The organism is Sphingobium xenophagum (assembly GCF_002288285.1).
Lineage (GTDB): Bacteria > Pseudomonadota > Alphaproteobacteria > Sphingomonadales > Sphingomonadaceae > Sphingobium > Sphingobium xenophagum.
The window spans coordinates 1,494,562-1,521,399 of the sequence record NZ_CP022745.1 but is presented as its reverse complement, the minus strand read 5'-3'; the positions used below and the strand labels follow the sequence as shown (position 1 = coordinate 1,521,399).

General features: G+C 63.4%; 26 protein-coding genes and 1 tRNA gene. 17 read left to right on the top strand and 10 right to left on the bottom strand.

Features of this window, described 5'->3' with window-relative positions; all coding sequences use genetic code 11:
- The first annotated feature begins 27 nt into the window (after window positions 1–27).
- The 3 genes from CJD35_RS07400 to CJD35_RS07390 all read left to right on the top strand — a co-directional run bounded on the left by CJD35_RS07400 (window position 28) and on the right by CJD35_RS07390 (window position 5,584).
- Window positions 28–1,059 (top strand): arabinan endo-1,5-alpha-L-arabinosidase, encoded by a 1,032-nt coding sequence (locus CJD35_RS07400; RefSeq protein WP_017183800.1) that lies wholly within the window; start codon window positions 28–30, stop codon window positions 1,057–1,059.
- Between the two features lie 21 nt (window positions 1,060–1,080).
- Window positions 1,081–2,508, top strand: coding sequence for a glycoside hydrolase family 43 protein (locus CJD35_RS07395; RefSeq protein WP_017183799.1), 1,428 nt, complete (start codon window positions 1,081–1,083; stop codon window positions 2,506–2,508).
- Between the two features lie 253 nt (window positions 2,509–2,761).
- Entirely contained in the window at window positions 2,762–5,584 is a 2,823-nt protein-coding gene (locus CJD35_RS07390) for a TonB-dependent receptor (protein ID WP_026002512.1), read from the top strand.
- 126 nt (window positions 5,585–5,710) lie between these two features.
- Here CJD35_RS07390 and fahA read toward each other — a convergent pair whose 3' ends face one another.
- The 4 genes from fahA to phhA are packed head-to-tail and all read right to left on the bottom strand — an operon-like array spanning window position 5,711 to window position 10,235.
- A complete protein-coding gene (gene fahA / locus CJD35_RS07385) occupies window positions 5,711–7,015 on the bottom strand; it encodes a fumarylacetoacetase (RefSeq protein ID WP_017183797.1) in 1,305 nt (434 codons plus the stop codon).
- Window positions 7,012–8,283, bottom strand: coding sequence for a homogentisate 1,2-dioxygenase (gene hmgA / locus CJD35_RS07380; protein ID WP_095686970.1), 1,272 nt, complete (start codon window positions 8,281–8,283; stop codon window positions 7,012–7,014). The genes fahA and hmgA overlap by 4 nt, the downstream gene beginning before the upstream one ends.
- Window positions 8,284–8,310: 27 nt before the next feature.
- Entirely contained in the window at window positions 8,311–9,351 is a 1,041-nt protein-coding gene (hppD, locus tag CJD35_RS07375; RefSeq protein WP_017183795.1) for a 4-hydroxyphenylpyruvate dioxygenase, read from the bottom strand.
- Window positions 9,348–10,235, bottom strand: a complete 888-nt coding sequence (gene phhA / locus CJD35_RS07370; protein ID WP_017183794.1) for a phenylalanine 4-monooxygenase — start codon at window positions 10,233–10,235, stop codon at window positions 9,348–9,350. The genes hppD and phhA overlap by 4 nt, the downstream gene beginning before the upstream one ends.
- Window positions 10,236–10,329: 94 nt before the next feature.
- Between phhA and CJD35_RS07365 the strand changes: the two genes are divergently transcribed.
- From CJD35_RS07365 to rpoN, 3 genes are all read left to right on the top strand, one after another.
- Entirely contained in the window at window positions 10,330–10,806 is a 477-nt protein-coding gene (locus tag CJD35_RS07365; protein WP_017183793.1) for an Lrp/AsnC family transcriptional regulator, read from the top strand.
- Window positions 10,807–10,940: 134 nt separating this feature from the next.
- Entirely contained in the window at window positions 10,941–11,729 is a 789-nt protein-coding gene (lptB, locus tag CJD35_RS07360) for an LPS export ABC transporter ATP-binding protein (protein ID WP_017183792.1), read from the top strand.
- Window positions 11,730–11,774: 45 nt separating this feature from the next.
- Window positions 11,775–13,301, top strand: coding sequence for an RNA polymerase factor sigma-54 (gene rpoN / locus CJD35_RS07355; protein ID WP_017183791.1), 1,527 nt, complete (start codon window positions 11,775–11,777; stop codon window positions 13,299–13,301).
- A gap of 1 nt (window position 13,302) precedes the next feature.
- Here rpoN and CJD35_RS07350 read toward each other — a convergent pair whose 3' ends face one another.
- Together CJD35_RS07350 and CJD35_RS07345 are read right to left on the bottom strand one after the other, a co-directional pair.
- Complete coding sequence (locus tag CJD35_RS07350; RefSeq protein ID WP_017183790.1) at window positions 13,303–13,590, bottom strand: helix-turn-helix domain-containing protein; 288 nt, start codon at window positions 13,588–13,590, stop codon at window positions 13,303–13,305.
- On the bottom strand, window positions 13,587–13,928 hold the full coding sequence (locus CJD35_RS07345; RefSeq protein WP_017183789.1) for a type II toxin-antitoxin system RelE/ParE family toxin: 342 nt from the start codon (window positions 13,926–13,928) through the stop codon (window positions 13,587–13,589). The genes CJD35_RS07350 and CJD35_RS07345 overlap by 4 nt, the downstream gene beginning before the upstream one ends.
- 305 nt (window positions 13,929–14,233) lie before the next feature.
- On the opposite strand from CJD35_RS07345, the gene CJD35_RS07335 reads away from it, so the two are divergent.
- From CJD35_RS07335 to CJD35_RS07300, 9 genes are all read left to right on the top strand, one after another.
- On the top strand, window positions 14,234–15,085 hold the full coding sequence (locus CJD35_RS07335) for a D-amino-acid transaminase (RefSeq protein ID WP_026002511.1): 852 nt from the start codon (window positions 14,234–14,236) through the stop codon (window positions 15,083–15,085).
- A 232-nt stretch (window positions 15,086–15,317) separates the two neighbouring features.
- The gene (locus CJD35_RS07330) at window positions 15,318–16,322 is read left to right on the top strand and encodes a MarR family transcriptional regulator (protein ID WP_086485917.1); all 1,005 of its coding nucleotides are present in this window, start codon (window positions 15,318–15,320) and stop codon (window positions 16,320–16,322) included.
- Between the two features lie 55 nt (window positions 16,323–16,377).
- Window positions 16,378–16,453 (top strand) — tRNA-Val (locus tag CJD35_RS07325).
- 99 nt (window positions 16,454–16,552) lie between these two features.
- On the top strand, window positions 16,553–16,720 hold the full coding sequence (locus tag CJD35_RS22695) for a hypothetical protein (protein WP_017183785.1): 168 nt from the start codon (window positions 16,553–16,555) through the stop codon (window positions 16,718–16,720).
- Between the two features lie 50 nt (window positions 16,721–16,770).
- The gene (locus CJD35_RS07320) at window positions 16,771–16,998 is read left to right on the top strand and encodes a zinc-finger domain-containing protein (RefSeq protein ID WP_017183784.1); all 228 of its coding nucleotides are present in this window, start codon (window positions 16,771–16,773) and stop codon (window positions 16,996–16,998) included.
- 43 nt (window positions 16,999–17,041) lie between these two features.
- Window positions 17,042–18,484: a metalloprotease TldD gene (tldD, locus tag CJD35_RS07315; RefSeq protein ID WP_017183783.1), complete on the top strand. Its 1,443-nt coding sequence runs from the start codon at window positions 17,042–17,044 to the stop codon at window positions 18,482–18,484.
- Between the two features lie 55 nt (window positions 18,485–18,539).
- Window positions 18,540–19,115 carry a DUF924 family protein gene (locus CJD35_RS07310; RefSeq protein WP_017183782.1) on the top strand — a complete coding sequence of 192 codons (576 nt, stop codon included), beginning with the start codon at window positions 18,540–18,542 and terminating at the stop codon, window positions 19,113–19,115.
- A gap of 158 nt (window positions 19,116–19,273) precedes the next feature.
- Window positions 19,274–19,612, top strand: a complete 339-nt coding sequence (locus CJD35_RS07305; RefSeq protein ID WP_004209785.1) for a P-II family nitrogen regulator — start codon at window positions 19,274–19,276, stop codon at window positions 19,610–19,612.
- A 13-nt stretch (window positions 19,613–19,625) separates the two neighbouring features.
- Window positions 19,626–20,972 (top strand): ammonium transporter, encoded by a 1,347-nt coding sequence (locus CJD35_RS07300; RefSeq protein ID WP_095686969.1) that lies wholly within the window; start codon window positions 19,626–19,628, stop codon window positions 20,970–20,972.
- A gap of 123 nt (window positions 20,973–21,095) precedes the next feature.
- Here the strand turns inward: CJD35_RS07300 and CJD35_RS07295 are convergent, their stop codons facing one another.
- The 4 genes from CJD35_RS07295 to crtY form a co-directional block, all read right to left on the bottom strand.
- Window positions 21,096–21,968 (bottom strand): phytoene/squalene synthase family protein, encoded by an 873-nt coding sequence (locus CJD35_RS07295; protein WP_017183780.1) that lies wholly within the window; start codon window positions 21,966–21,968, stop codon window positions 21,096–21,098.
- Between the two features lie 80 nt (window positions 21,969–22,048).
- The gene (locus CJD35_RS07290; protein ID WP_017183779.1) at window positions 22,049–22,630 is read right to left on the bottom strand and encodes an LOG family protein; all 582 of its coding nucleotides are present in this window, start codon (window positions 22,628–22,630) and stop codon (window positions 22,049–22,051) included.
- Window positions 22,631–22,685: 55 nt separating this feature from the next.
- Entirely contained in the window at window positions 22,686–24,176 is a 1,491-nt protein-coding gene (locus tag CJD35_RS07285) for a phytoene desaturase (protein ID WP_017183778.1), read from the bottom strand.
- Window positions 24,176–25,324, bottom strand: coding sequence for a lycopene beta-cyclase CrtY (gene crtY / locus CJD35_RS07280; protein ID WP_086485916.1), 1,149 nt, complete (start codon window positions 25,322–25,324; stop codon window positions 24,176–24,178). The genes CJD35_RS07285 and crtY overlap by 1 nt, the downstream gene beginning before the upstream one ends.
- Before the next feature lie 240 nt (window positions 25,325–25,564).
- Between crtY and CJD35_RS07275 the strand changes: the two genes are divergently transcribed.
- The gene (locus CJD35_RS07275) at window positions 25,565–25,837 is read left to right on the top strand and encodes a metal/formaldehyde-sensitive transcriptional repressor (protein ID WP_017183776.1); all 273 of its coding nucleotides are present in this window, start codon (window positions 25,565–25,567) and stop codon (window positions 25,835–25,837) included.
- Window positions 25,834–26,832: a CDF family Co(II)/Ni(II) efflux transporter DmeF gene (gene dmeF / locus CJD35_RS07270; RefSeq protein ID WP_017183775.1), complete on the top strand. Its 999-nt coding sequence runs from the start codon at window positions 25,834–25,836 to the stop codon at window positions 26,830–26,832. Before CJD35_RS07275 ends, dmeF begins: the two co-directional genes overlap by 4 nt.
- The last annotated feature ends 6 nt before the right edge of the window (window positions 26,833–26,838 follow it).

The following is a 26,838-nucleotide window of genomic DNA, read 5'->3' as shown; positions in this document are numbered from 1 at the left end:
CACATGGCTTTAATTGGAGAGGTCCGCATGAGGCGACCGACGTTCATCGCTTGGCTGGCCCTCGCCCTTTTGGCGATCCCCGCCAGCGCGCAGCAGCCGTCCCCGCCGCCGCGCGACACGCTCAACAGCCGCCTGACCGGCGACCTGACGCCCACCCATGATCCGGTCATCATCCGGCAGGGCGACACCTATCACATATTCAGCACCGGCCATGGCCAGCGGCTGATCGAAACCCGCACGTCCCCTGACCTCATCCACTGGACCGCCGGCGCGCCGGTCTTTACCGCCCTGCCCGACTGGGCGAAGGAAGCGATCCCCGGCAGCGATGGCATGTGGGCGCCCGACATCAGCTATGTGAATGGCCGCTACCGCCTCTATTATTCGGTCTCCACCTTCGGGTCGAACCGATCCGCGATCGGCCTGGCGACCAGCCCGACGCTGGACCCTGACGCGCCCGATTATCATTGGCGGGACGAAGGCATGGTCGTCATGTCGGACAAGAGCGACGACTTCAACGCGATCGACCCCAATTTCATCATCGACCGCGAAGGCCGTCACTGGCTGTCGCTTGGAAGCTTCTGGACGGGCCTTAAACTGTTCGAACTGGACCCCAAAAGCGGCAAGCCCAAAAATCCCAAGGCCAGACCCGTCGCCATCGCCCGGCGTCCGGCCCCGGCGGGTGGTCCGGCCCCGGTCGAAGCGCCCTTCATCATCGACCATGGCGGCTATTATTGGCTGATGGCGTCCTACGACTATTGCTGCAAGGGCGCGGCCAGCACCTACTACACCGTCATCGGCCGGTCGAAGGCGATAACCGGCCCCTATCTGGGCAAGGATGGCAGTTCGATGCTGGAAGGGGGCGGCACCATCTTCCTGCGCGCCGACCTGCAGGAACAACAGCGCTTCCGTGGTCCTGGTCATGCGGGCTGGCTGCATGACAGGGATGGCCAGGATTATGTCGTCTACCACGCCTATGACAAGCAATCGAACGGCGCCCCGACCCTGCGGATCGCGCCGGTCCGCTGGGGCGCGGACGGCTGGCCCCAGGCCGATTATTGAATACCGACCGGAGAGAAAGACATGCATTTCACCCTGTCCCGCCGTGGCTTCATCGCCAGCAGCGCCGCCCTGTCCGCCGCGCCGATGATGGCGCGCGCCAAGGTCGCCGAAGCGCCCGTGGCCGCACCGCAAAACCCGCTCGTCCGCCAGCGCGCCGATGCGCAGATATTTCGCCATGACGATGGCCATTATTACATGACCGGGTCAGTCCCCGAATATGACCGGCTGGTGCTGCGCCGGTCAAAGACGATCGCGGGCCTGACCAGCGCAACCGAAGCCGTGCTGTGGCGGCATGAAAAGACCGGCCCCTTGTCCGGCTTCATCTGGGCCCCCGAACTGCACCGGATCGATGGACAGTGGATCATCTATTTCGCCGCCGGGCCCAGCGGCGGGGGCGAGGATGTGTTCCGCATCCGCACGTATGCCCTCGTTTGCGACGGGCCTGACCCGATGACCGGCAAATGGAGCCTGCTGGGGCAGTTTCAGGCGCCGTGGGACAGTTTCAACCTCGATTCGACCAGCTTCGTCCATAAGGGCCAGCGCCATTTCGCCTGGGCGCAGCGTGAGCCGGGGATCGAGACGAACAGTAACCTGTACATAGCCAAGCTGGAATCTCCGCTGAAGCTGGCGGGCAAGGCGACCCGCCTGACCGTGCCGACGCTCGACTGGGAAATTCGCGGCTACAAGGTCGCCGAAGCGCCTGCTGTCCTGCACCGCAATGGCCGTCTGTTCATGACCTATTCGGCCAGCGCGACCGACGCGCGCTACTGCCTGGGGATGCTGACCGCGGATGAAGATGCCGACCTGCTCGACGCGGCCAGCTGGATCAAATCGCCACAGCCGGTTTTCACGACATGCCGGGAAACCAGCGTGTTCGGCCCTGGCCATAACAGTTTCACCGTAGACGAACAGGGACGCGACATATTGGTCTATCATGGCCGGGACTATGAGGCGATCCAGGGCGATCCGCTGTTCAACCCGGACCGCCATACCCGCGTCCAGCGGCTCTATTATACCGCCGATGGCACCCCCGATTTCGGTGTGCCGGTAGGCAACGGACCACTGCCGGAGCGCTTTGCGTCAGCCACCAATGCCAAACTCCTGCTGGCGCATGACGGCCCCCGCCTGATCGCGGCCAACCCCTTGCTGGCCCAGACGCAGTTCCGCCAGACGCCCGGCCGCGCCGGTCAGCAAAGCGTCATGCTGTCGCCCATATTGATGCCAGGCCATTATCTGGTCGCGCGCAAGGACGGGTCGGTCGCGCTGGAGCCTGACAGCAACAGCGCCGATTTCGACCTGCGCAGCCAGTTCGTCCGCCTGGCCGATGCGCGGCGGGGCACCATCCGCTTTGCCGCGATCGCCGCGCCGGGCAAGGCGATCGGCGTGGCAGACGGCCAGATTCGCCTCGTGCGCAGCCGTGACGCTGCGGCACGCTGGCGTGCGGACTGACGCCAACCGATATGCTCCGACAAATAGGCAATGTCGGATCTTGCACATCGGCGGGCCGCCAACCCGTCGCCAGACCCGTTTCCGGCCGGACTATCCTTGAATATCCGGCACTTTTTGATGCAGCAATAATGTCACGCCCCGCCATCATGCGGACCCACCAGAAAATTTCGCTTGCGCTCCATTTGTCTGAGCAATAATTAGTCCGAGTAATTCAGGGCATGGCGAATGGGCCAGCCATAGGGGAGGACTTGAAATGGCACGTCTGCCGATCGCATTATGCTCCGTATCCATGTTCGCGCTGATGCTGGGCGCCACCGCCCACGCGCAAACCAGCCCCGCCCCCCAGATGGCCGCGGAGGATGACACCGCCGACATCGTGGTGACCGGCGTGCGCGCATCGATTGTCGGCGCGCTCAATGTCCGCAAGAATTCGACCCAGATCGTCGATTCGATCGTGTCGGAAGATGTCGGCAAGCTGCCCGACAATAATGTCGTCGAAGCGCTCCAGCGCGTCACCGGCATTCAGGTCACCGACCGCGCCGGGGGTGAAACCGCGGGTATCACCATCCGCGGCCTGACCGATCCGCTGACGACGCTCAACGGCCGCAACATCTTCACCGCCGCTGGCACATCCTTCGCGCTGCAGGATATTTCCGCGAACCTGGTCAGCCGGATCGACGTCTACAAGACCCGCTCGGCCGATCAGCTTGAAACCGGCCTGGCGGGCCAGATCGACGTCCAGACCCGTCGCCCGCTCGACTTTGACGGCTTCACCATTTCCGGCCTGGCGCGTGGCGTCTATTCGGAACTGGCGGACAAATATAATCCCAACGTCGCCCTGCTCGTCAGCGATCGGTGGGAAACCGGCATCGGCGACATCGGCTTGCTGGTCAATGCCAGCTATACCAGGGCGCAATATCGCAACCAGAATCTGCAGGCCGGCGCGATGGTGCCCTTTGCCACCGAAACCCCGCCCGCCGGTTCGGGCCTGACGCCGCTGCAACGCATCTTCCCCGGCGGCAGTAACGAAAATTGGACGCCCGGCCTGGACGCGGGCCTGCCGACCGCCCCCGGATCGACGCTCAACATCAATGGCGTCGCCACCCCCTATTATCTGTCGCGCGACGCCGTCATCGCGTCCGACCTGTACGGCAAGCGTGAACGACCCTCGATCAACGCGGCGCTCCAGTGGGCGCCCAATGACAGTTCGGTCTACACCGCCGAAGTCTTTTACACCGGCTTCCGGGGCGAAACCTTCAACAGCCTGCATTTCAGCTTCGCCGACTGGTGGGGCAATCTGCCCGCGGACGTCGCCAACAGCTTTGAACTCTATGAAGGCACGAACATCATCAAGTCGCGCCGGGTGGGCGCGGTCGCAGGCTTCAACAGCGGCGACATGGCAACCAACCGCACCGACAGCTATGTCTATGCGCTGAACGCCAAATGGGATGTCGGCGCCAACGGCAAGATCGTCGCCGACCTCGCCTATCAGGACAGCAAGAACGAAACCTCCTTCTTCGCCATCCGCACCGATCGCGGCCCGCTCGATCTCGACATCGATTTCAACGCAGGTGGCGGCCTGCCCGCCTACAGCTTCGGCAATCAGGACGTGCTGACCGACGCCAGCAAATGGACCGTGGGCAATCTGTTCGACAGCGGCATGAAAAATACCGGCAGTGCGCTGACCATGATGCTGGACGGCGAATATAAGTGGGACGACGGCTTTCTGCGCCGGATCAAGGCGGGCTGGCGCTATGACAGCCGCAAGGCCGACAGCTATGTGCGCGATCAGGGCGCCGGTGGCCTTGGCGTCACGCTCGACGCCTTTGGCGAGGGCAGCCCCTTCACCAATAGCGGCTTCTTCGACGGGCGCGCCGACATTCCGACCAGCTGGGTGCTGGCAGATCCGCGCAGCATGAACAAGGATGCCGTGCGCCAGTTGTACCGCGCCGTCGCGCCCGGCCTGCTGCTGTCGGACCAGATGACGTTCGGCCATGTCTTTGGCATCAACGAAACGAACCTCGCCGCCTATATATTGGCCGATGGGGAGATCGAAATTTTCGGTCGTCCGCTTCAGTTGCAGGGTGGCGTGCGCTTCGTCGCGATCGACACCGAATATGACTATTTTGATCGCGGCAATGGGTTCGCCCGGACCACCGTATCGACGGGTTCGGAAAAATTCCTGCCGTCCTTCACCGCGCGCTACAATATCACCGACAATCTGCGCATCCGCTTCAACTATGGCGAAACGCTGCGTCGTCCGGCCTTTGGCGATCTCAATCCCAATCTGGCGCTGACGGGCGACCTGTCGCGTGTTGGTTTTGGCACCGGATCGTCGGGCAACCCCAATTTGCGGGCGACCCAGTCAAAGAATATGGACCTGGCGATCGAATGGTATTTCGGACGCAACAGCGCCATCTACGCCACCGCCTTCCAGCGCAAGATCGATGGCCTGGTCGTGCCGCTGACCGTGCGGGAGTTCATTCCGAACAATTATCTGCCCCGCAACGAAACCTATACCGAATTTTTCAACATCACCCGCCCGGCCAACGCATCCAACGGCACGCTCAAGGGGCTGGAACTGGGGCTGACCTATTTCCCCTCCTACCTGCCTTCGGTCCTCGACGGCCTGGGCTTTACCGGCAGCGCGACGATCCTGGATTCGGAACAGACGATCCCGGTCGTCGACAATGCCGGGCAAATCACCGGCACCGCCAAGTCGGCCTTCTTCGGCGTGTCGAAACTGTCCTACAACGCCACGCTGGCCTATGACAAAGGCCCGGTCGGCGCGCGCCTGTCCTATATCTGGCGCAAGGGGTTCCTGAACAACAATGAAGCCCGCGCCTTCGCCAACCCGATCGGCATGTGGCGCGCGCCGGAAAAGAGCCTGGACTTCCAGCTGACGCTGAACCTGAACGAAGACATCGGCATCACCTTCGACGCTGTGAACATCACCAAGGCGAAGCAGCAAAATTATTACAAGTTCGGCGATGTCGGCAACCCGACGGAGTTTAATTCCAGCACCTTGCTGATCGACCGCACCTTCGCCTTGGGCGTCCGCTTCAAATTCGACTAAGCGCCCCGTGCAACGCGGCAGTCATCGCCGCCTTGCATGTTTGGCGGTCGTTCCGGGTTTCCCCTCCAGCCCCGGAACGACCGCCATTTTTGCGATGTGCCTGTGGCGCATCCGATTGTCGGCCGTTTACGCCCGTGCGGGCAAGACCTGCGCGCGGCATTCGCCAAAGCCGATGGGCACGAACCCATCCGCCTGCGCGACCGCTTGCAATATGATTTCGTCGCCATCGGCCAGAAAGGCGCGGGTTTCGCCGGTCGGCAGGCTCACCGGCTCCTTGCCCCCGACGGACAATTCCAGCAGACTGCCAAAACCGTCCCGCGTCGGCGCGGAAATGGTGCCTGTGCCAAGCAGATCGCCGGGCATCATGTTGCAGCCATTGGACGCTTGATGGGTCACGATCTGCTGCACCGTCCAGTAGAGATTGCTGGCCGGACCCTGGCTCAGGCGCATCGGCGCCATGCCCGCATCGCGCATCGCTGCGCTGAGGAGATGGACAGACAGCATCACGCCAAGCGCGCCATGCGCCTGATCATCGGCATCGGCAAGATAGGGCAAGGGCGCCGGATCGCCATCGGGCCGCGCGGGCTGGGCAATGCGGAACGGCGCCATCGCTTCCGCGGTCACGACCCAGGGCGAAATGGTGGAATGAAAGCTTTTGGAGAGGAAGGGGCCGAGCGGCTGATACTCCCACGCCTGCAAATCGCGCGCCGACCAGTCGTTGAGCAGGCAGAAGCCGGCGATGTGATCCGCTGCGTCATGAATGGCAATGGGCGCGCCCTGCTCATTGCCCTGGCCGATCCACACCCCCATTTCCAGCTCATAATCAAGCCGCACGCTGGGACCATAGACGGGCGCGTCGGCATCGGGCGCCTTGCGCTGGCCGCAGGGACGCAGCAGCGGCTGCCCCGACGGGCGGATCGACGAAGCCCGGCCATGATAGCCGATCGGCACATATTTATAATTGGGCAGCAACGGATTGTCGGGCCGGAACTGGCGACCGACATTGGTGGCGTGGTGGATGCCGACATAGAAGTCGCTATAGTCGCCGATCTGCGCAGGCAGATGCAGCGTGCAATCGCATGCGGGGTAAAGATGCAGTTCGACCGCTCCCTGCATCGCCGGGTCGGACAGCAACATGCTGATCGCGCGGCGCAGGCTGCGACGTGCGTCGACCGGTATCGCCATCAGCGCGTTAAGCGTCGGGAGCAGCAGCCTGTCGCCCCCCTCCCCGATCAGTCCCGCGTCCGCGCAGGCCGCCAGGTCCAATATCATGTCGCCGATCGCCGTGCCGATCCGCGCCTTCCCCCCGGCTGGCGAAAAGACGCCATAGGGCAGGTTCTGGATCGGGAAATCGGCATGACCCTGTGCGCTCGCAACCCAGCTGGTCCGGGCCGGATCATGCGTTTCGTCGGTGGTCCACCAGCCGGTCATGGCAGCCGCGCCTTTGGAAAGCCCTGCCAGCAGGCGTCATAATCAGCCTGCAACAAAGGGGTTTCCATTGCCCAGCGGGTGGGGCGAAACGCCATTCTGCTCTCGATCATGAACGCCATGCTTTCCTCTATCTTGTGGGGCGAAAGGACGGCATCCACCGCCTTGCGCCAACTGTCGACGTCCGGGCCATGGCCCGACATATTATTGTGCAGGCTGCCCCCGCCGGGTGCGAAGCCACCTGCCTTGGCATCATATTGGCCGTGGATCAGCCCCATATATTCGCTCATCACATTGCGATGGAACCAGGGCGGGCGAAACGTATCCTCCGCCACCATCCAGCGCGGCGGGAAGATCACGAAATCGACATTGGCCGTGCCTAGCGTATCGCTGGGGCTGGTCAGCACCGTGAAGATCGACGGATCGGGATGGTCGTAGCTGACCGTGCCGATCGTGTTGAAGCGCGTGAGATCATAGCGACAGGGCGTCAGATTGCCGTGCCAGGCGACCACGTCGAACGGGCTATGGTCAAGCTCGCTCTCCCACAGCGTGCCGCCATATTTCTGCACGATCCGGGTTGACCGTTCGACATCATCGAACGCTGCGACCGGCGCCTCGAAATCGCGGGCATTGGCAAGGCCGTTGGAACCGATCGGTCCCAGGTCCGGCAGCCGGAACAGCGCGCCGTGATTTTCGCAGACATAGCCGCGCGCCGCGCCATCGGGCAGTTCGACCCGAAAGCGCACCCCGCGCGGGATCAGCGCGACCTGCAACGGCGCAACCTCCAGCACGCCCATTTCGGTCACGATGCGCAGCCGCCCCTGCTGCGGCAGGATCAGCATTTCGCCATCGGCGCTGAAAAAGGCGCGATCCACCATGGACGCGCTGGCCGCATAGAGATGCACCGCGCAGCCGGTCCCCGCGCCAATATCGCCATTGGACGCGATCGTGACGAGGCCATCGACGAAATCCACCCCCGCCCCGGCGGCGGGCAGCGGATTCCAGCGCAGCCGGTTGGGCGTATCGACCTGCCCCGCTACGATCAGCGTATCGCGCCCATAGGGCCGGAACGGCGGATGCCCCGCGCTTGGCCGCATCCGATAGAGCCAACTGCGCCGGTTGTCATGGCGCGGCGCGGTGAAGGCGGTGCCGGACAATTGTTCCGCATAGAGTCCGAACGGCACAAGCTGGGGCGAATTGCGCCCCACCGGCAACGCTCCGGCCACCGCCTCGCTCGCATGATGATTGCCCCAGCCGGGGAGATAATGCATGTCGATCCTCTCCTCCCAAGCCTTGCGTCAGGCGTCGACGCTCACCACCCCGCGCCGTATCTGGTCCAATTCGATGCTTTCGAACAAGGCCTGGAAATTGCCGTTGCCAAAGCCTTCATTGCCCTTGCGCTGAATGATCTCGAAAAAGATCGGCCCGAACATCGGCTCGGTAAAGATCTGAAGCAACAGCCCCTCGGTTTCAACATCGCCATCGATCAGAATGCGGTTGCGGCGCAACCGTTCCAGATCCTCCCCATGGCCGGGGACGCGCTTGTCGACCAGTTCGTAATAGGTCTCGATCGTGTCCTGCAACCGCACGCCGCGCGCACGCAGCTTTTCGACCGTGCCGTAAATATCGTCGGTGGTCAGCGCCAGATGCTGGATACCCTCGCCATGATATTCGCGGATGAACTCCTCGATCTGGCTCTTGTCGTCCTGGCTTTCGTTCAGGGGAATGCGGATCGCCTTGTCCGGGGCGATCATCGCCTGGCTGGTGAGGCCGGTCGCCTTGCCCTTGATGTCGAAGAATTTCTGTTCCTCGAACCCGAACAGGGTGCGGTAGAATTCGCTCCACACCCGCATCTGCCCGCGCCGGACATTGTGGGTCAGATGGTCGAGCAGGTCGAGCCCGACATTGTTGCGCGCCTCCGCTTCGCGCCAGCCGGGAAATTCGGCCCAGTTGGCATAGGGATCGCCATGGTCGGGCATGAAATAGAGATAGGCGCCGCCAATCCCCATGATGACCGTGTCATCCTCCTCGGTCGGCTGCGCGCCATTGGCCAGCGCCCATTGCAGCGCGCCCTGCGGGTCGGCGACGCGAAAAGCCATGGCGCTGGCAGAGGGGCCGTGCATCCCGCGAAACGCCGCCACCCGGCCCGCATCGTCGCGGTTGAGCATCAGGTTGATCCGCCCCTGCTTGAAGCGGGTGATATTCTTGGTCGGGTGCCGGTGGGTCGCGGTAAAGCCCAGCGCCTCGAACTGCGCGGCCATCGCTTCGGGGTCGGGCGACGTGAATTCGACAAATTCAAAACCGTTAAGGCCCAGGGGGTTATCGGCGCTGGTGGTCATTTCGGCTCCTCTTGCATTTTCTTATGGGCATAGGCCTGCGTCCCGCGGGTAAAGACCCGGTCGTCTGGCAGGATGGTGTCGGTATCGAGATCGCTTTGCTGCGCCAGCGCGGCATAGAGCGGCGCGAAATCGGTCTCGACGGTCTGGCGCAACAGCTGATCGAAACTGTCGATGACGAAATAGCTCTGCTGGAAATCGTCGATTTTATAACGGGTCCGCATCAGCCGCTGAAGATCGAAGCCCAGCCGGTTGGGGGAGGCATCCTCCAGCGCGAAATGCGATTCGGCATTGGACGACACGATCCCCGCGCCATAGAGGCGCAGACCCTCGTCCGTGTCGATCAGCCCGAATTCGACGGTGTACCAGTAAAGCCGCGCCAGCTTCTCGATCGCGCCCAACCCGTCGGCGCGCAACCCGCCCTGGCCATAGGCCTGCATATAATCGGCGAACACCGGATTGGCGAGCAGGGGAACATGGCCGAACACGTCGTGAAACACGTCCGGCTCCTCCAGATAATCCTCCTGGCTTGGCGTGCGGATGAAGCGCCCGGCGGGAAAGCGGCGATTGGCCAGATGATCGAAAAACAGCCGGTCGGGCACCAGCCCCGGCACTGCCACCACCTGCCACCCGGTCGCCTGCATCAATCGGTCGGACAGCGCGTCGAAACGCGGGATGCCCGGCTGGTCCATCCGCAATATGTCCAGCCCCGCCATGAATTCCGGCACCACCCGCCCCGGCAACATGCGCGCCTGCCGCTCGAACAGCCGGTCCCACATCGCATGGTCGGCCGCGCTGTAGCGATCCCAGTCCTGCGGAACGGTCCAGTCCTCCGCGGCGTGCGCGGGACGGTCGAGCGGGGTTTCGGCGTGCGGGGTTTCAGCCATGGCCCCAGCATCGCAAATCGGGCGCGAAATTGCTTTTCAAAATGGCCGATAATCAGGGTATAACTGCAATTTCAATTCACATATCGGTGATTTCATGACGAAATTTGTTGAACTCGATGCTTTGGATCGCCGCATCGTTGCAGAGTTGCAGCGTGACGCCGCGCTCAGCAATGCCGATCTGGCCGAACGGGTCGGCAGCACCGGCCCATCCTGCTGGCGCAGGGTCAAGGCGCTGGAGGAAGCAGGCGTGCTGCGCGGCGCGGTCCGCCTGGCCGATCCACACCTGTTGGGGCAGGATGTGACCATATTCTGCCATGTGCGGATGAAGGAATTTTCGGGCGATTCGATCGCCGCGTTCGAAGCGTTCGTGCGCGACCATGATCAGGTGATGGAATGCTATTCGATGTCGGGCGAATGGGATTATCTGATGCGCGTCGTCGCCTCCAATGTCGCTGATTATGAGCATTTCCTGATGCGTACCCTGCTCAAGCACCCCTCGGTCGCGGGCGCATCATCGCAATTTGCGCTGTCGGTCACCAAATATCAGACCGCTTTGCCGGTGCGCGGCTAGGCGCGCCCGCGCCTCATCACGCCATTTTCCCCCTTGCCCCGGCGGCAATCCCATGCACAAAGAATGCCAACTGCCCCGCGGGCGGACCAATTTTTACTGGCGGTCAATCCATTGGCTGCAAGAATGGACGAACCATGCACGACGTCACCACCCAGGATCGGCCAGCCCAGGCCCACCACCCCCTTGCCCCGCAGGAACTGGGTGATGGCCTGTCGGTCATCTCGATCGCCAAAAGCTATGACAAGCGCGTCGTCCTGTCCGACGTGTCGCTGACCGTGGGCAAGGGCGAAGTGGTCGGCCTGCTTGGCCCCAATGGCGCGGGCAAGACGACCTGTTTCTATTCGGTGATGGGGCTGGTCCGCCCCGACCGCGGCCGCATCGTGCTGGATGGGCAGGATATTACCGGCCTGCCCATGTATCGCCGCGCCATATTGGGGCTGGGCTATCTGCCGCAGGAAACGTCGATCTTTCGTGGCCTGACCGTCGCGCAGAATATCAGCGCCGTACTGGAACTGGCCGAGCCGGACCGTGATGCGCGCGACGCCCGGCTGGAACAGCTGCTCGACGAATTCGGCCTGACCCGTTTGCGCGATTCGGCGGCAATGGCGCTGTCGGGGGGCGAACGCCGCCGCTGCGAAATCGCCCGCGCGCTGGCCGCCAATCCCTCGATCGTGCTGCTGGACGAACCTTTTGCGGGCATCGACCCGCTCTCCATCGCCGACATCCGCGACCTGGTCAAAGATCTGAAGAACCGGGGCATCGGCGTCCTCATCACCGACCATAATGTGCGCGAAACGCTGGAAATCGTCGATCGCGCCTGCATCATCTATGGCGGCCAGATGCTCTTTGCCGGCAGCCCGACCGAACTGGTCGCCAATGCCGACGTACGCCGCCTCTATCTGGGCGAGAATTTCTCGCTTTGACATGATGGCGGCGCGCACTCCCATTCATGACGCAGTTATGGTCTGATGGCGCTCGGTCCACGCCTCGACATCCGGCAAAGCCAGTCGCTGGTGATGACGCCGCAGCTCCAGCAGGCGATCAAGCTGCTGGCGCTTTCCAATCTGGAGATTGATGCGTTCGTCGCGGTTGAGCTGGAGAAAAATCCGCTGCTCGACAGCGGCAGCGCGCCCGACGACCTGCCCGCGCCCGATGGCATAGACCGGGATGTGGAACGCCCTGCGCTTGCCGCCGAAACCGGGTCGAGCGACGATCTGATCGGCCAGGGACTGGGCGCCAGCGATTCCCCGCTCGACGTCGATTATGGCGCCGAAACCTTTATCGACGATGGCCCCGGCGATCGCATGGCCAGCGCCCATGGCACGAGTAGCGGTTCTGGCAGCGGCATGGACGCGCTGACGGGCGGCAGCGGCGAAGCGGTAGATTTCGACAGTTTCGCCAATCCCGAACCCAGCCTTCAGGAACATCTGATGGATCAGGCCCGCGCCGCTTTGTCGGGCATGGACCTGATCGTCGCTGGCCAACTGATCGGCCAGATCGACCCGGCGGGCTATCTGGAGGCCAATCTTCTGGAAACCGCCCATGCGCTCGGCCTGCCGCTGTGCGACGTGGAACGGGTGCTGGGCGTCATCCATGGCTTCGACCCCACCGGGGTTGGCGCGCGGTCATTGTCCGAATGTCTGGCGCTGCAAGCCAAGGAGGCCGACCGTCACGATCCCTGCATGGCGCGACTGCTCGCCAATCTGGATCTGCTGGCGCGCGGCGCGCTGCCCCAGTTGCGCCGTATCTGCGGCGTGGATGAAGAGGATATGGCGGACATGATCCGCGAACTGCGCAGCTATGACCCAAAGCCCGGCCTGCGCTTTTCCAGCGATCGCGCCGCGCCCGTCACGCCGGACCTGTTCGTGCGGCCCACCGCGGACGGCTGGGCGATCGAGATTAACAGCGCGACGCTGCCCCGCGTCCTCATCAACCGTAATTATTATGTCGAACTGGCGTCGGGCAAACAGGACAAGAGCGCCAAGGCATGGCTCGCCGATTGCCTGGCCAGCGCCAACTGGCTGGTGAAGGCGCTGGACCAGCGCCAGAAAACGATCATCAAGGTCGCCAGCGAAATCGTCCGTTGTCAGGAGGATTTTTTCCGCAAGGGCGTCGCGCACCTCAAACCGCTGACGCTGCGCACCGTCGCGGATGCCATCGCGATGCACGAATCCACCGTCAGCCGGGTGACGTCGAACAAATATCTGTCCTGTCCGCGCGGCCAGTTCGAGCTCAAATATTTCTTCACCAGCGGCGTCGCCAATGCCGAAGGCGACGGTGCCGTCTCGGCTGAGGCAGTCAAAAGCCATATCAAGGCGCTGATCGCCGCCGAAGAACCCCATGCCATCCTGTCCGACGACACGCTGGTCGACCTGCTGCGCGCCAAGGGCATGGACATAGCGCGGCGCACCGTGGCGAAATATCGTGAGGCGATGGGCATAGGCTCATCGGTGCAACGGCGGCGGCAGAAGGCGTTGCAGGGCAAGGCGGCTTAATTCACCCCAACAACTCCTCCACCAGCGAAGGCCGCTTGGCGATCATCGCCAGCAGCACTTGCGCCGGGCCGGTGGGGCGGCGACGGCCCTGTTCCCAGTTGAGCAATGTGCCACGCGCGACGCCGATGCTGCGCGCGAACGCCCCTTGCGACAGGCCGGTGCTGGCCCGGATCGCCGCAACATCGACATCGCGCACCGCCACCTGATGCACCCGCGCGTCCACATCCTGTCCCTGCGCAAAGGCCAGTGCTTCGTCCAATCCCTGACGGATCGTTTCATAGGCGCTCATTGCCTGTCTCCATAAAAAGCCAGCAGAGCCTTGCCCAGCGCGACCAGTTCCGCCTGCTCGGCACGGCTCAAATTATCCTTTTCATTCTTGGCGAACAGCGTGATCAGAAAGATCGGCACATGCCCGCCGCCGAATAGATGGATAGTCCGGTATCCACCACTTTTGCCGCCGCCTGCACGGGCGACGCGAACCTTGCGCAACCCGCCGCCTAGAGAGACGCCTGCTTCCGGGTTGGCCGCGATATAGTTCACCAGCGCGGCGCGCTCCTCATCGGACAGGATCGCTTTGGCCCGTCGCAGAAATTCAGGCAATTCTACGACGGTTTGCAAACGGCTCATGGTAGCAATATATGCGCCATTGGCGCATGCGTCAATGACGCATAAAATCGGTCCGCTGTCCTACACAACCCGCCCCTGATATATTTAGACCCGGCTCCTTTACATCGTCCACCCCACCCCCTTGCCCGCACCGGCGGACGACCGACTTTGCGTCAATTTCCCATGCGCGATATGGGCGAATTTAGCGAAGTTCCGCGCCCGCCCTTCCCGCCGCAACAGCGTGATATGCGACGCCAAGCCGCTTGACCCTGCCCGCCCGACCGGCAAAAGCAGGGGCTTCATCGCCTAAGGAAATGCCCCGCTTCATGTCGATCGCCTATCTCAACGGTGCCCTTCTACCGCTTGCAGACGCGCGGATCTCACCGCTGGACCGCGGCTTCCTGTTTGCCGATGGCATTTATGAGGTCGCGGCGGTCATCGATGGCAAGCTGATCGACAGCGCCAACCATCTCGCCCGACTGCAACGTTCCGCCGCCGCGCTTGGCATCGCCCTGCCCATGAGCCTTGCCGAAATTGAGGCGGTGCAAAAGCAACTCGTCGCCTGCAACGCGCTGAATGAAGGTCTCGTCTATCTTCAGCTGACCCGTGGCGCGGACGCGACGCGCGACTTCCTGCCGTCGCCCGATACTGCGCCGACCCTGTTCCTGTTCGTGCAGGACAAACCCATTCTCCATGTCCCTGCCGTCACGACCGGCATCGCGGTTGCCACGATGCCCGACCTGCGCTGGAAACGGCGCGACATCAAAAGCACCGGCTTGCTGGCGCAGGCGATGGCCAAACAGGCCGCGCGCGACGCGAGCGCACAGGAAGCCTGGCTGGTCGAGGACGGCTTCGTGACCGAAGGCGCGTCCTCCACCGCCTTCATCGTCACCGACGAAGGCATCGTCACCCGCCCCTACAGCCAGGCGGTGCTGGCAGGCTGCACCGGCGACGCGCTGACCACGCTGGCCGTCGAAAGCGGCCTGGCCGTCATCCGCCGCCCTTTCAGCGTCGCAGAAGCGCTGGCCGCGAAAGAAGCGTTCATCACCAGCGCCTCGACCCTGTGCCAGTCGGTCGTCACCATCGATGGCCAGACCATCGGCACCGGCACCCCCGGCCCGGTCGCGATGCGACTGCGGGCACTCTACATCGCCTTCGCCCGCGCCACGGCGGTGTAATAACTGATTCCATTTTGGAGCAATCCTAACCCTTTCCTGAGGCGATAGGATATTTCCTTCATCCTCCCGCCAGATTGGCTGCAAACTGGACGGGACGAACCACCTGTCGTTCTTTTCCGATGGCCAAATGACGGCATTGCTCCAGACCCTCTCCAAAATGGCGAATATGTGGGGCTGAATTGATCTGTTCTTGCTTTAGTCTCAGGAACGAAGGTAGAACAGGATTCGGACCATGATGGAAGATTTTTCCTACGCCTCGCCTTTGACGAGCCATAGCGCACCGCTAGCGCCGCATGATGAGCGCGCGAGCCTGTTGGTCATCGCGGATCAGACGGATGCGTTAACGCTGGAGCCAGTGGTGGCGGCTGCCGGCTTCCGCCTGCTTGGGCTGACCACGCTGGACAACGCTCCGATGCGGCTCGATCTTCAGGTTCAGTGTGACGCGGTACTGGTCTTTTGCCAGTCCATGACCCCGCTTCTGGAGCGGCTGCTGGTGCAACTGGAAACCCAGGCGATCCAGACTGGCATGGCCGTGATCCTCGTTGCTGGATGGGAAACAGTGGAACTTGCTTTCGCCTGCCTGCGCAGCCCGTATACGCAATTGCTGTGTGATCCGGACCGGGTCGAACTGGCGTCTGCGCTGATCGCCGCAGGAGAGCGTCGGCCCGCGGCGGGTCAGGTCCATGAAATGGACCGCGAAAGCACCCGCCTGCAGCAATTGAGCGAAGAGGTCGGACGCCTCGCCCGCACGATCGAGGCTATGACCCAGCGCCCGCGCGGCGTCGCCGCGCCCAGTTTCGATCTTGGTCCGCGCATCGCGGACCGGGCGAGCGATTATATCGGTATGCCTGCGATCGCGCCGATCGGCAGCGAAGTCGCCAGCCCGGACGCTCCGCCGATCAGCGCCACCCAGGTCCGCGACCTGCTGCGCGCACGCCGCATTCGCGCCGATTTCCTGCCCGGCGACCTGTTTGCCGATCCGGCCTGGGACATGCTGCTCGACCTGCTGGCCGCCAGGCTGGAACATGAGCGCGTCTCCGTTTCCAGCCTGTGCATCGCCGCCGCCGTGCCGCCGACAACCGCATTACGCTGGATTCGCACGCTGACCGACAAGGGGCTGGTCGAACGGCAGGCCGATCCCCATGATGGTCGGCGCATCTTCATCGCACTGGCCAATGAGGCCGCCGAAGCGCTGACCCGCTGGTTCGGCGCCAGCCGCCGTCTGCTCACCGCCTGACTCCCGGCTTGACGCCCCGGCATTTTTCCCTAGATAGACGCTTCTCCGCAGGAGCGGGCGATTAGCTCAGTTGGTAGAGCGTCTCGTTTACACCGAGAATGTCGGCGGTTCGAGCCCGTCATCGCCCACCAGTTTTGCCCTACTGGTTTCGCGCAAGCGAGGGCACAATCAATCAAACCGCCTGCGTATCGTTCATCCTGTAGCAAGTATCGCTGCGGCACCATCGCGCCATGCCTTTCGCAGCCCTTATTGGCGGCACCATCGCGCCTGCCCTGCTGATGCTGTCCCCCTTTGCGGTGATGGTGGCGAGCGATTGCGCCGACTGGAGGCCCGCTGCCAAGGCCGTGCAGGATAGCCAAGGTCAGCCCTGCAAAAGACCCCGCCTGCCGCTGATGTAAGCGCTCACCACATATTGCAGCGCAGCGCCGCCGCTGCTAGGTCCGGGATCATGATCCAGCCGCCTGAAATCATCCGAGTCTCCAAATCCCGCGTCTCCTGCGACGGTTCAGGCGACATTCCCGCAGCGCTCGGCCATCCGCGCGTCTTTCTCGAAATCGACGAACATGGCTATGTCGATTGCGGCTATTGCGATCGGCGCTTCGTACTAATCGGCAGCATCGCTGACACTGGCGACATCGGCAGCAAGCCCGATATCGCTTCGGGCGCCAGCCTCTAACTTTTCCTTTGGGCCTGGATGCTGTCGCCCCTATATCGGGGACATGACCGATCCGACCGCCCAATTTACCGACGCCCGTGGCCTTCTCTATCGCCCCGGCCTGCTTGATCCCGATGGCGCGCGCCGCCTGACCGCCGATGCGCTCAAAAGCTGCGACGATGGCGAACTTTACCTGCAATATCGCGCGAGCGAGAGTTTCGGCTTTGACGATGGGCGGCTGAAAACCGCCGATTATTCGACCGATGCCGGGTTCGGCCTGCGCGGCGTATCGGGCGAAATGACGGGCTTTGCCCATGCCAATGACATCAGCGAAGCCGCTATCCGCAAAGCGGCCCAGACGCTGACCCTGCTCGATCCCGCAACCGCTCCTCCCGCGCCGCCGCCCCAGCGCACCAACCGCCATCTCTATACCGACGCCAATCCGCTGGAGATCGTCCCCTTTGCCGAGAAGGTGACGCTATGCGCCGCGATCGACGCGGCTGCCCGCGCGCGCGACCCGCGCGTCGCGCAGGTGTCGGTCAGTCTGGCCGGAAGCTGGTCGGTGATCGAGATCGTCCGCGCTGACGGTTTCACCGCCACCGACATCCGCCCGCTGGTGCGGCTTAACGTCTCGCTGATTCTGGAAGAGGATGGTCGCCGCGAAACCGGCAGCTTCGGCATTGGCGGGCGCTATCTCTATGATCAGGTGATGGAACCTGCCGTCTGGAATCGCGCCATCGACGAAGCTCTGGCGCAGGCGCAGGTCAATCTCCGCTCCGTCGCTGCGCCCGCTGGCGAGATGACCGTGCTGCTCGGTCCCGGCTGGCCGGGTGTCCTGGTGCATGAAGCGATCGGCCACGGGCTGGAAGGCGACTTCAACCGCAAGGGGACCAGCGCCTTTTCCGGTCGCATTGGCCAGCGCGTCGCCGCGCCCGGCGTCACCGTCGTCGATGACGGCGCGATTGCCAGCCGCCGCGGTTCGCTATCCATCGATGACGAAGGCACCCCGACGCGCGAGAATATCCTGATCGAGGATGGCATATTGCGCGGTTACATGCAGGACCGGCTCAACGCCCGATTGATGGGGGTTGAACCCACCGGCAACGGTCGCCGCGAAAGCTATGCCCATGGCCCTATGCCGCGCATGACCAACACCTTCATCAAGGGCGGCAATGACGACCCGGAAGAATTGCTGTCGCGCATGAAGTCCGGCATCTTCGCCAAAAGCTTTGGCGGCGGTCAGGTCGACATCGTGTCGGGCAAGTTCGTTTTTTCCTGCACCGAGGCGTACCGGGTCGAGAATGGCAAGCTGGGCGATCCGATCAAGGGCGCAACGCTGATCGGCGATGGCCCGACCGCGCTGACCAAGGTGGTCGGCATCGGCAACGACTGGGCGCTGGACGAAGGCATCGGCATGTGCGGCAAGGGCGGGCAGAGCGTGCCTGCCGGGGTTGGTCAGCCAACCTTGCTGTTGGAGGGGCTGACGGTCGGCGGCACGGCGACCTGACGCTTTGCCGCTACGGAAGGCGGAACCGGTCGGGAGGGTCGTGAGTATAGGCCCTATGAACATGCTGACCGACAGCCACGAAGCGGTTACTGCCGATTGGGCGGCGGCCTTGCTCGACTTCTGGTTCAACCAGGTCGGGGAAACAGGCTGGTACAGCCATGATCCTGCGCTTGATCATCAGTGCCAGGCGCGATTTCAGCCTTTATGGGCCGAAAAAAAGGCGCTGCCTGCCGACGCCTTCCTCGACCGCGCCGACGATGCGCTGGCCGCCGTGATCCTGTTCGATCAGTTGCCGCGCAACATGTTCCGCGGATCGGCGGAGGCATTTGCCACCGACGCGCTGGCGCGGGACGTGGCGCGGGGGGCGATTGCCCATGGCTATGACATCCAGATCGGCGGGGCCGGACGGCTCTTCTTCTACATGCCGTTTCAGCACAGCGAGGCGCTGGAAGATCAGGAACTGTCGTTGAGCCTGTTCGAAGGTACAGGTGACGAGCGATCGATGGATTTTGCCCGCCAGCATCATGCAATCATCGCCCGCTTCCGCCGTTTCCCCCATCGCAATGCCGCACTAGGCCGGGAAACGCGGCCGGAAGAAGCCGATGCCGCTACGGAAGGCGCGCAATGGTAGGCTGATGCTGCCTATTTTTTAAGCATCAATAGATGGCTGCCCATTTTTTTGGCGCTGCCCTTCGCATCATCGCGCCATAAGCCCGCATTAACGCGTGTTTAACAAATTGGCACGCCTCTTGCTGAGTAGTCCCCTGCACACCAGTAACAGGGGGCGACATGAAACTTGTCATGGCTATCATCAAGCCGTTCAAGCTTGACGATGTCCGCGAGGCACTCTCCTCGCTCGGCATCGCAGGTATGACGGTCAGCGAAGTAAAGGGCTTCGGCCGCCAGAAGGGGCAGACCGAAATCTATCGCGGCGCCGAATATTCCACCAACATGGTCCCGAAGATCAAGATCGAGGTCGTCTGCGACGACGACCTTGCGCCGCGCGTCGTGGAAGCGACCCAGGCGGCCGCCAATTCGGGCGCCATCGGCGATGGCAAGATCTTCGTCCTCGATGTCGGTCAGGCCGTGCGCATCCGCACCGGCGAGACCGGCGAAACCGCGCTGTAAGAAGGGGGAAATAATGACCTTTTCCAAGAAACTTTGCGGGGTTGCGGGGGCAGCCGGGCTGTCGCTCTTCACCGCTCTGCCCGCTTGGGCACAGGATGCGGCGGTACCCGCCGCGACCGTCGACAAGGGCGATACGGCCTGGATGATGATGTCGACCGTATTGGTTCTGGCGATGATCCTGCCGGGCCTGGCGCTGTTCTACGGCGGCCTCGTTCGCACGAAGAACATGCTGTCGGTCATGACGCAGATCGGCGCGGCGGCCTGCCTCGCGATGCTGATCTGGGTAATGTACGGCTATTCCATGGCATTCGGGCCGGACTATACCAGCGGCCTGTCCAACTTCATTTCGACCTTTGACAAGGCGTTCCTGAAGGGAATCACCCCGGCGTCGCAGGCCGCGACGTTCACGGCGGGTGTCGAAATCCCCGAATATGTGTTCGTCTGTTTCCAGATGACCTTTGCCGCGATCACCGTGGCGCTGGTGTTGGGTTCGGTGGTCGAGCGCATCAAATTCTCGGCCGTGATGGTCTTTGCCGCTGTCTGGCTGACGATCGTATATTTCCCGATCGCGCACATGGTCTGGGCAGCGAGCGGCTATTTTTTCAAGCTCGGCGCGCTCGACTTTGCGGGCGGCACCGTCGTCCACATCAATGCGGGCGTTTCGGCTCTGGTAGCCTGCATTATCCTCGGCAAGCGTATCGGCTTTCCCAAGGAGCCGATGGCTCCCCACTCGCTGACGCTGACTGGCGTTGGCACTGGCTTGCTGTGGGTTGGCTGGTTCGGCTTCAACGCCGGTTCGGCTCTCGAAGCCAATGGTTCGGCGGCTCTGGCCATGATCAACACCTTCGTCGCCACGGCGTCGGCTGGCCTCTTCTGGATGCTTGCTGAAAAGCTGAACGGCCACAAGGGTTCGGCTCTGGGCTTCTGTTCGGGCATCATCGCCGGCCTGGTCGCCGTTACGCCAGCCGCTGGCAACTCCGGCCCGTTCGGTGCCATCATCTTGGGCGCTGTCGCTTCGATCATCTGCTTCTATGCCGTGACCGTCATCAAGCCCAAGCTTGGCTATGACGACTCGCTGGATGCATTCGGCATCCACGGCGTTGGCGGCATGATCGGCGCCATCGGCACCGCGATCGTCTACTCGCCTGCCTTTGGTGGCCCCGGCGCGGAAGATTATGTGATCTTCGACAAGCTGCTGGTCCAGCTTTATGCGGTCGGTGTGACGATTGTCTGGGCCGCCATCGGCACCGTGGTCGCCATCTTCATCGCCAAGGCAGTCACCGGCCTGCGTGTCAGCCAGGAAGTCGAACTGGAAGGTCTCGACCTCGGCGAGCACGGCGAGCGCGCCTACAATATGTAAGACTTGGCAGGGCGGGCCGCCCGAACGCGACAAGGCCCGCCCGCCCCACACTGTTCCTCCTGCGAACATGCCTCGGGCCGATGCGAAAGCATCGGTCCTTTTTTTGGCTCGTGAGGGGCAGCGTCAGGCGGTGGGGCGGGTCCACAGGCCGGCCGGGCGCGGCGTTGTTGCGGGCCAGCGGCGCGCGCGGCCAATCACCTGCCAGCCGGACCGGGCTACCCACAGCAGCTTGTCGGATTTGGGCGTGACGACGCGATGGTCCCATGCCTGCTCGCCCCGTCTGGCGACCTCCCGCGCAATGTCGCCATAAATGCCCGCTGCTGCCAGCACAGCCCATGCCGCGCGCGGCGGCAATGCGCCGGTGCCGTGGCGCGCGCTTTGTTCATAGGCGGCGGCCATGTCGGCCATGCGCTTGCCCAACAGGGCAAGGCGCGGGCGGACCCATGGCTTCATATGCTCGCCGGGCGGAATATCCATTTCCGCGAGCCACTCCTGCGGCAGGTAGCAGCGGTCGGCGGCTTCATCCTCGCTAATGTCGCGGGCGATGTTCGCCAGTTGAAACGCCAGTCCCAGATCGCAGGCGCGGTCCAGCGTCGCCTGATCGGCCGGATCGACCCCCATCAACACCGCCATCATGCAACCGACAGCGCCCGCGACATGATAGCAGTAGCGCAGCATATCGTCCTGACTGCGCGGCCTCCAGTCACGCGCGTCGAGCGCGAACCCCTCTATCAGGTCATGGGCATAGCGGGCCGGAATGGCGCATTCGCGCATCACCACGCCAAAGCCGTCAAAGGCCGGATCGCCGGTCGCCTCACCGCGCAGCGCCATGTCGGTCATGACGCGGATGGTCGACAATCGCGCCTGCCCGTCGCTTACGCCGGTGAGCGTGCCGCCATGGTCCTGTCCGTCGGCAATGTCGTCGCACTTGCGGCACCAGGCGTAGAGCAGCCAGGCCCGTTCACGGGTTACCCGGTCGAACAGGGTAGAGGCCATGGCGAAGGATTTCGAGCCACGCGCGATGCTCGCCTGCGCATGGGCGACGAGGGCGGGACGGTCGAGATGTGGCGAACCCGTCAGAGCCGCGCCGCCTTCATCGCGAAGATCGTTTCGTGGGGCTGATAGGCGGCCATGGTATCGAGCAGGGCGTCTATGCTGTCGGCATGCAGCAGGATGCCCGCATGCTGGGCACGGATGAAGCCTGCCGCCACCATCTGCCGGTTGAAGCCGATCAGCTGGTCGTAAAAGCCGCCGACATTGAGCAGGCCGACCGGCTTTTGATGATAGCCCAGCTGCGACCAGCTGATCGCCTCCCACAATTCATCCATCGTCCCCACCCCGCCGGGCAGGGTGACGAAGCCGTCAGACAGGTCGGTGAAGAGCTGTTTGCGCTGGTGCATCGTCTGGACGACGTGCAGCTGCGTGCAGCCGCGATGGGCGACTTCCGCGCCGACAAGGGCGTCGGGAATCACGCCGATCACCTCGCCACCAGCCTCCAGCGCCGCGTCAGCCACGGCGCCCATCAGGCCGAGACGCCCACCGCCATAGACGACGCCGATTCCACGGGCGGCGAGGGTGCGTCCGACATGGCGGGCGGCTTCGATGAAGATCGGATCGGCAGGGGTGGCTGATCCGCAATATACGGCCAATCTATTCATACTCTTCCCATATTCACCATATGGCATCGTGGTAATATCGATATAATTCAGATGCTTAGCCTAAAGCAGCCAGATCCTCTATCATCAGTGCCGCTGTCGCCTTCGCGCTGCCGACGACGCCGGGGATGCCAGCGCCCGGATGCGTGCCTGCCCCTACCAGATACAGGTTGGGAATCACATCGTCGCGATTATGCGCGCGGAACCAGGCGCTCTGGGTCAGCAAGGGTTCCAGGCTGAAGGCGCTGCCCAGATGGGCGTTCAGATCGCGGCCGAAATCGGACGGCGCATAATGGAACTGGGTGACGATGCGCGACCGGATGTCGGGGATCAGGCGATGCTGGATTTCGTCCAATATCCGGTCGGCATAGGCGGGGGCGAACTGATCCCAGTCGATCGGCAGCTTGCCCATGTGCGGCACCGGGGCGAGCGCATAGAAGGTCGAATGACCGTCGGGCGCCATCGACGGATCGGTCACGGTCGGATGGTGCAGATAGAGCGAGAAATCTTCCGGCAGCACGCCATGATCGTAGATGTCCGTCAGCAATCCCTTATAGCGCGGCCCGAACAGGATCATATGATGCGGGATACCGGGCCAGCTGCCCTTGATCCCGAAATGCAGCACGAACAGGCTGGGCGACCAGCGCTTTTGCGCCAGCTTTTCCCCCTGCTTTGCACCGCGCGGATGGTGGGCCAGCAGATCGCGATAGCTGTGCATCAGGTCGGCGTTGCTGGCGACAGCGTCCGCCTCCCCGCGCCAGCCCGATGCTGTATGCACAGCGGTGATCCTGTCGCCCTGGGTTTCGATCCGGGTCACCTTGTCACCCAGCCGCAACGTGCCGCCCAGCCGCTCGAAATGGGTCGCCATGGCCTGCACCAGACGATTGGTCCCGCCCTTTGCGAACCAGACGCCGCCATCCTTTTCCAGCTTGTGGATCAGCGCATAGATGGCGCTGGTGTTCATCGGATTGCCGCCGACCAGCAGCGTATGGAAGGACAGCGCCTCGCGCAGCTTTTCATTCTTCACATAGGAAGAAACGATCGAATAGACCGACCGCCAGGCCTGATATTTGGCGAGCGCGGGTGCGGCCTTGATCATCGAGGCGAAGTCGAGAAAGGCGACCGAGCCGAGCTTGCGATACCCCTCCTCATACACCCCGGCGGCATAATCGAGGAAGCGTTCATAACCCGCGACGTCGGCGGGATCGAGCTTGGCGATCTCAGTGCGCAGCGACGCTTCGTCATTGCTGTAATCGAAATTCGTGCCGTCGCGCCAGTTGAGGCGGTAGAAGGGGCTGACCGGCATCAGCGTCACGTCCTGCGCCATGTCATGCCCCGACAGGCGCCACAGTTCCGACAGGCAATCGGGATCGGTGATGACGGTCGGCCCGGCGTCGAAGGTGAAGCCGTCCTTTTCCCACATATAGGCGCGGCCACCGGGACGGTCGCGCGCCTCCACCAAAATGGTGTCCATGCCGGCGGATTGCAGGCGGATGGCGAGCGCCAGGCCGCCAAAGCCTGCGCCGATGACGATCGCTTTTCTGGCCATCAGGCGGGCGGATTCAACAATGTTCGCATGGCATCCCTTATGGGCACGGGGGGGCGTCCGCACAAGATGCGGATGCGGTCGGTCAGGGTGGAGCGCCCGGCGTAGAAACGCTGGATCAGCGGCGCGGACAGGCGGTAGAAGCGGGCGAAGATGCGCCAGCGCTGGTCGGGCCGGGCCGCGCCGAACAGCATCTTGCCGAGCAGGCGATAATAGCCGCCAGCGCGCCAATGGGCGGCGGCGCGGGCGCGGGTGACCATGGCCAGACGATCGAGCGGCTGATCCACGAGCCAGGTCGCGAAACGGACGGCATCAGGCAGCGAATAGCCGGTCATGGGCTGAAACAGCCCCGCCCGCACACCGGCGCGGGCGACCGGATCATGCGCTGGCCAATAGCTGTAGAAATCGCCGCCATGGACAACCGGCAACACACCCTGTTCGCGATGGACGACCGTGCCGTGCCAGCCCTTTGCCTGCGCATAGGCCGCGATCCGCGTGCCGATGCTGGCGACATCCAGCGCCGGGCTGTTGCTGTAATAGGTGTCTTCGATGAAGATGGTGCGGGCGTCCCAGGGCAGCAGATAGACGAAGCGATACCCGTCAATCTGCTCCACACTCGCATCCATGATGACGGGCCGGTCGATCCCGTGCGGCGCATCGAGCCGCAGCGTATGGCCCACAAACTTCTGCCAGCCGCAGCGCAGCGCCGACAGGTCGCCCGCCCCGCGCGCATCGATCACCGCCCCTGCGGTAATTTCCAACCCGTCGGCCAGCATGACCGCATCGGGCGTCACCGACACCACATCTGCCCCGGTCAGCACGGCGTCACCCAGCACGGCGCGGATATGCGCGTCGAGCCGGGGCGAGGCGATGCTGTTATAGGGGGTGTCGAGTTGCCGATGGTGGCCGGGAAAGCGGACATCATGCCCCTGCGGCCAGCGATGGCTGATCAAGGGATCGACCAGCCAGCGGTCGCCGGGCATCACATCGCCATCGAAAAAGGACCAGATATGGTTGCCGCCAATCCCGGCGTCGCGCTCCACCAGCGCCAGCCGCACATCGGGCCGCCGGGCGGCGAAGGCAAGCGCGATCAGGCTGCCCGCCAGGCCGCCGCCAAGGATCGCCAGATCGCATTCCACCCGGTTGGTCATGCGATCCTGTTAGGGGAGGCTGTGCGGCAAGGCCATGACCCAAATGGCGCGGCGGTATGGTTTTTGGGGAAGCGGCGGGAGACGGCGGACCTGTTCAGCACAGCATGACCATAGCTTGATCCGTTGGTTTCGAGCGCAGTCGAGAAACCTGCGCGGCGTTTCTCGACTTCGCTCGAAACGAACGGGGGTTTGTGCAGGAGGCTCTGGTAAACACCCGCAAAATAGTATAGGGGGTACCCTATGCATATCATCGCCGATCGGGACAAGTTGCTGGCGCGGGTGCGCCGTATCGCGGGACAGATTGCTGCCGTGGACCGCCAGTTGACGGGGGACGCCGACTGTTCCGAAACGCTGCAACTGGTGGCTTCGGTGCGTGGCGCGGTCGGCAGCCTGATGGAGGAACTGATCGAGCAGCATATGCGCGAGCATGTCGCCCGACCGGGCCTGACCGATGCCGAGCGCAGCGCCGCCAGCGAGGAAATGCTGGCGCTGATCCGCCGCTACGGGAAATGACGATGCACGACGGCCATGATCACCGGCATGACGATCACAGTCATGATCCCGCCCCTGCCCCAACGCTCGACGCGGCGTCCATGGAGGGCGAGGACAGCCATTATTTCGACCATATCTATCTGTCCGCCGGGCATGACGAGAATGCGAAGCGCACCCTGTGGGTCGTATGGCTGACCGCCGCGACCATGGTGGTGGAGATTGTCGCGGGATGGACCACCGGATCGATGGCGCTGCTGGCCGACGGCTTTCATATGGCGACGCATGCGGGCGCTCTGGCCGTGGCGGCGGCGGCCTATGCTTATGCCCGGCGACACGCGCGCAACCCGCGCTACACGTTCGGGACGGGCAAGGTGGGCGATCTGTCCGGCTTTGCCTCTGCCCTGCTGCTGGGCGTCATGGCGCTGTTCATCGCGATCGAATCGGGGATGCGGTTCTTCCAGCCGGTCGAGGTCGCCTTTGGCGAGGCGACGCTGGTGGCCGTCGTCGGGCTGGTCATCAACATCATCAGCGCGTTTCTGCTGGGGCATGACCATAGCCATGATCATGGCCATGGCGATCATGGGCATGATCATGCCCATGGCGCCAAACACAGCCATGCCGACAATAATCTGCGCGCCGCCTATGTGCATGTGCTGACCGATGCGCTGACGTCGGTACTGGCGATCGCGGCGCTGCTGGCCGGGCGCTATCTGGGCTGGCGGTGGATGGACCCCGCGGTCGGCCTGCTGGGCGCAGTGGTGATAGCGCGCTGGGCCTGGGGGCTGATGAAGGATACCGCCGCGATCCTGCTGGATACGGCGGAACCGGCGCTGATGGCGAGAGTGCGGACGCTGGTGGAGGCCGAGGGCGCGACCATCTGTGACCTGCATGTCTGGCGCATCGGCCCGCACGCCCATGCGTCGATCATCAGCCTGGCGCCGGGCGCGGACGTTGCGCGAGTCCGGGCGCGGGTGAAGTCGCTACCGCGGATGGAGCATGTGACGGTGGAAGGCTAATATTTC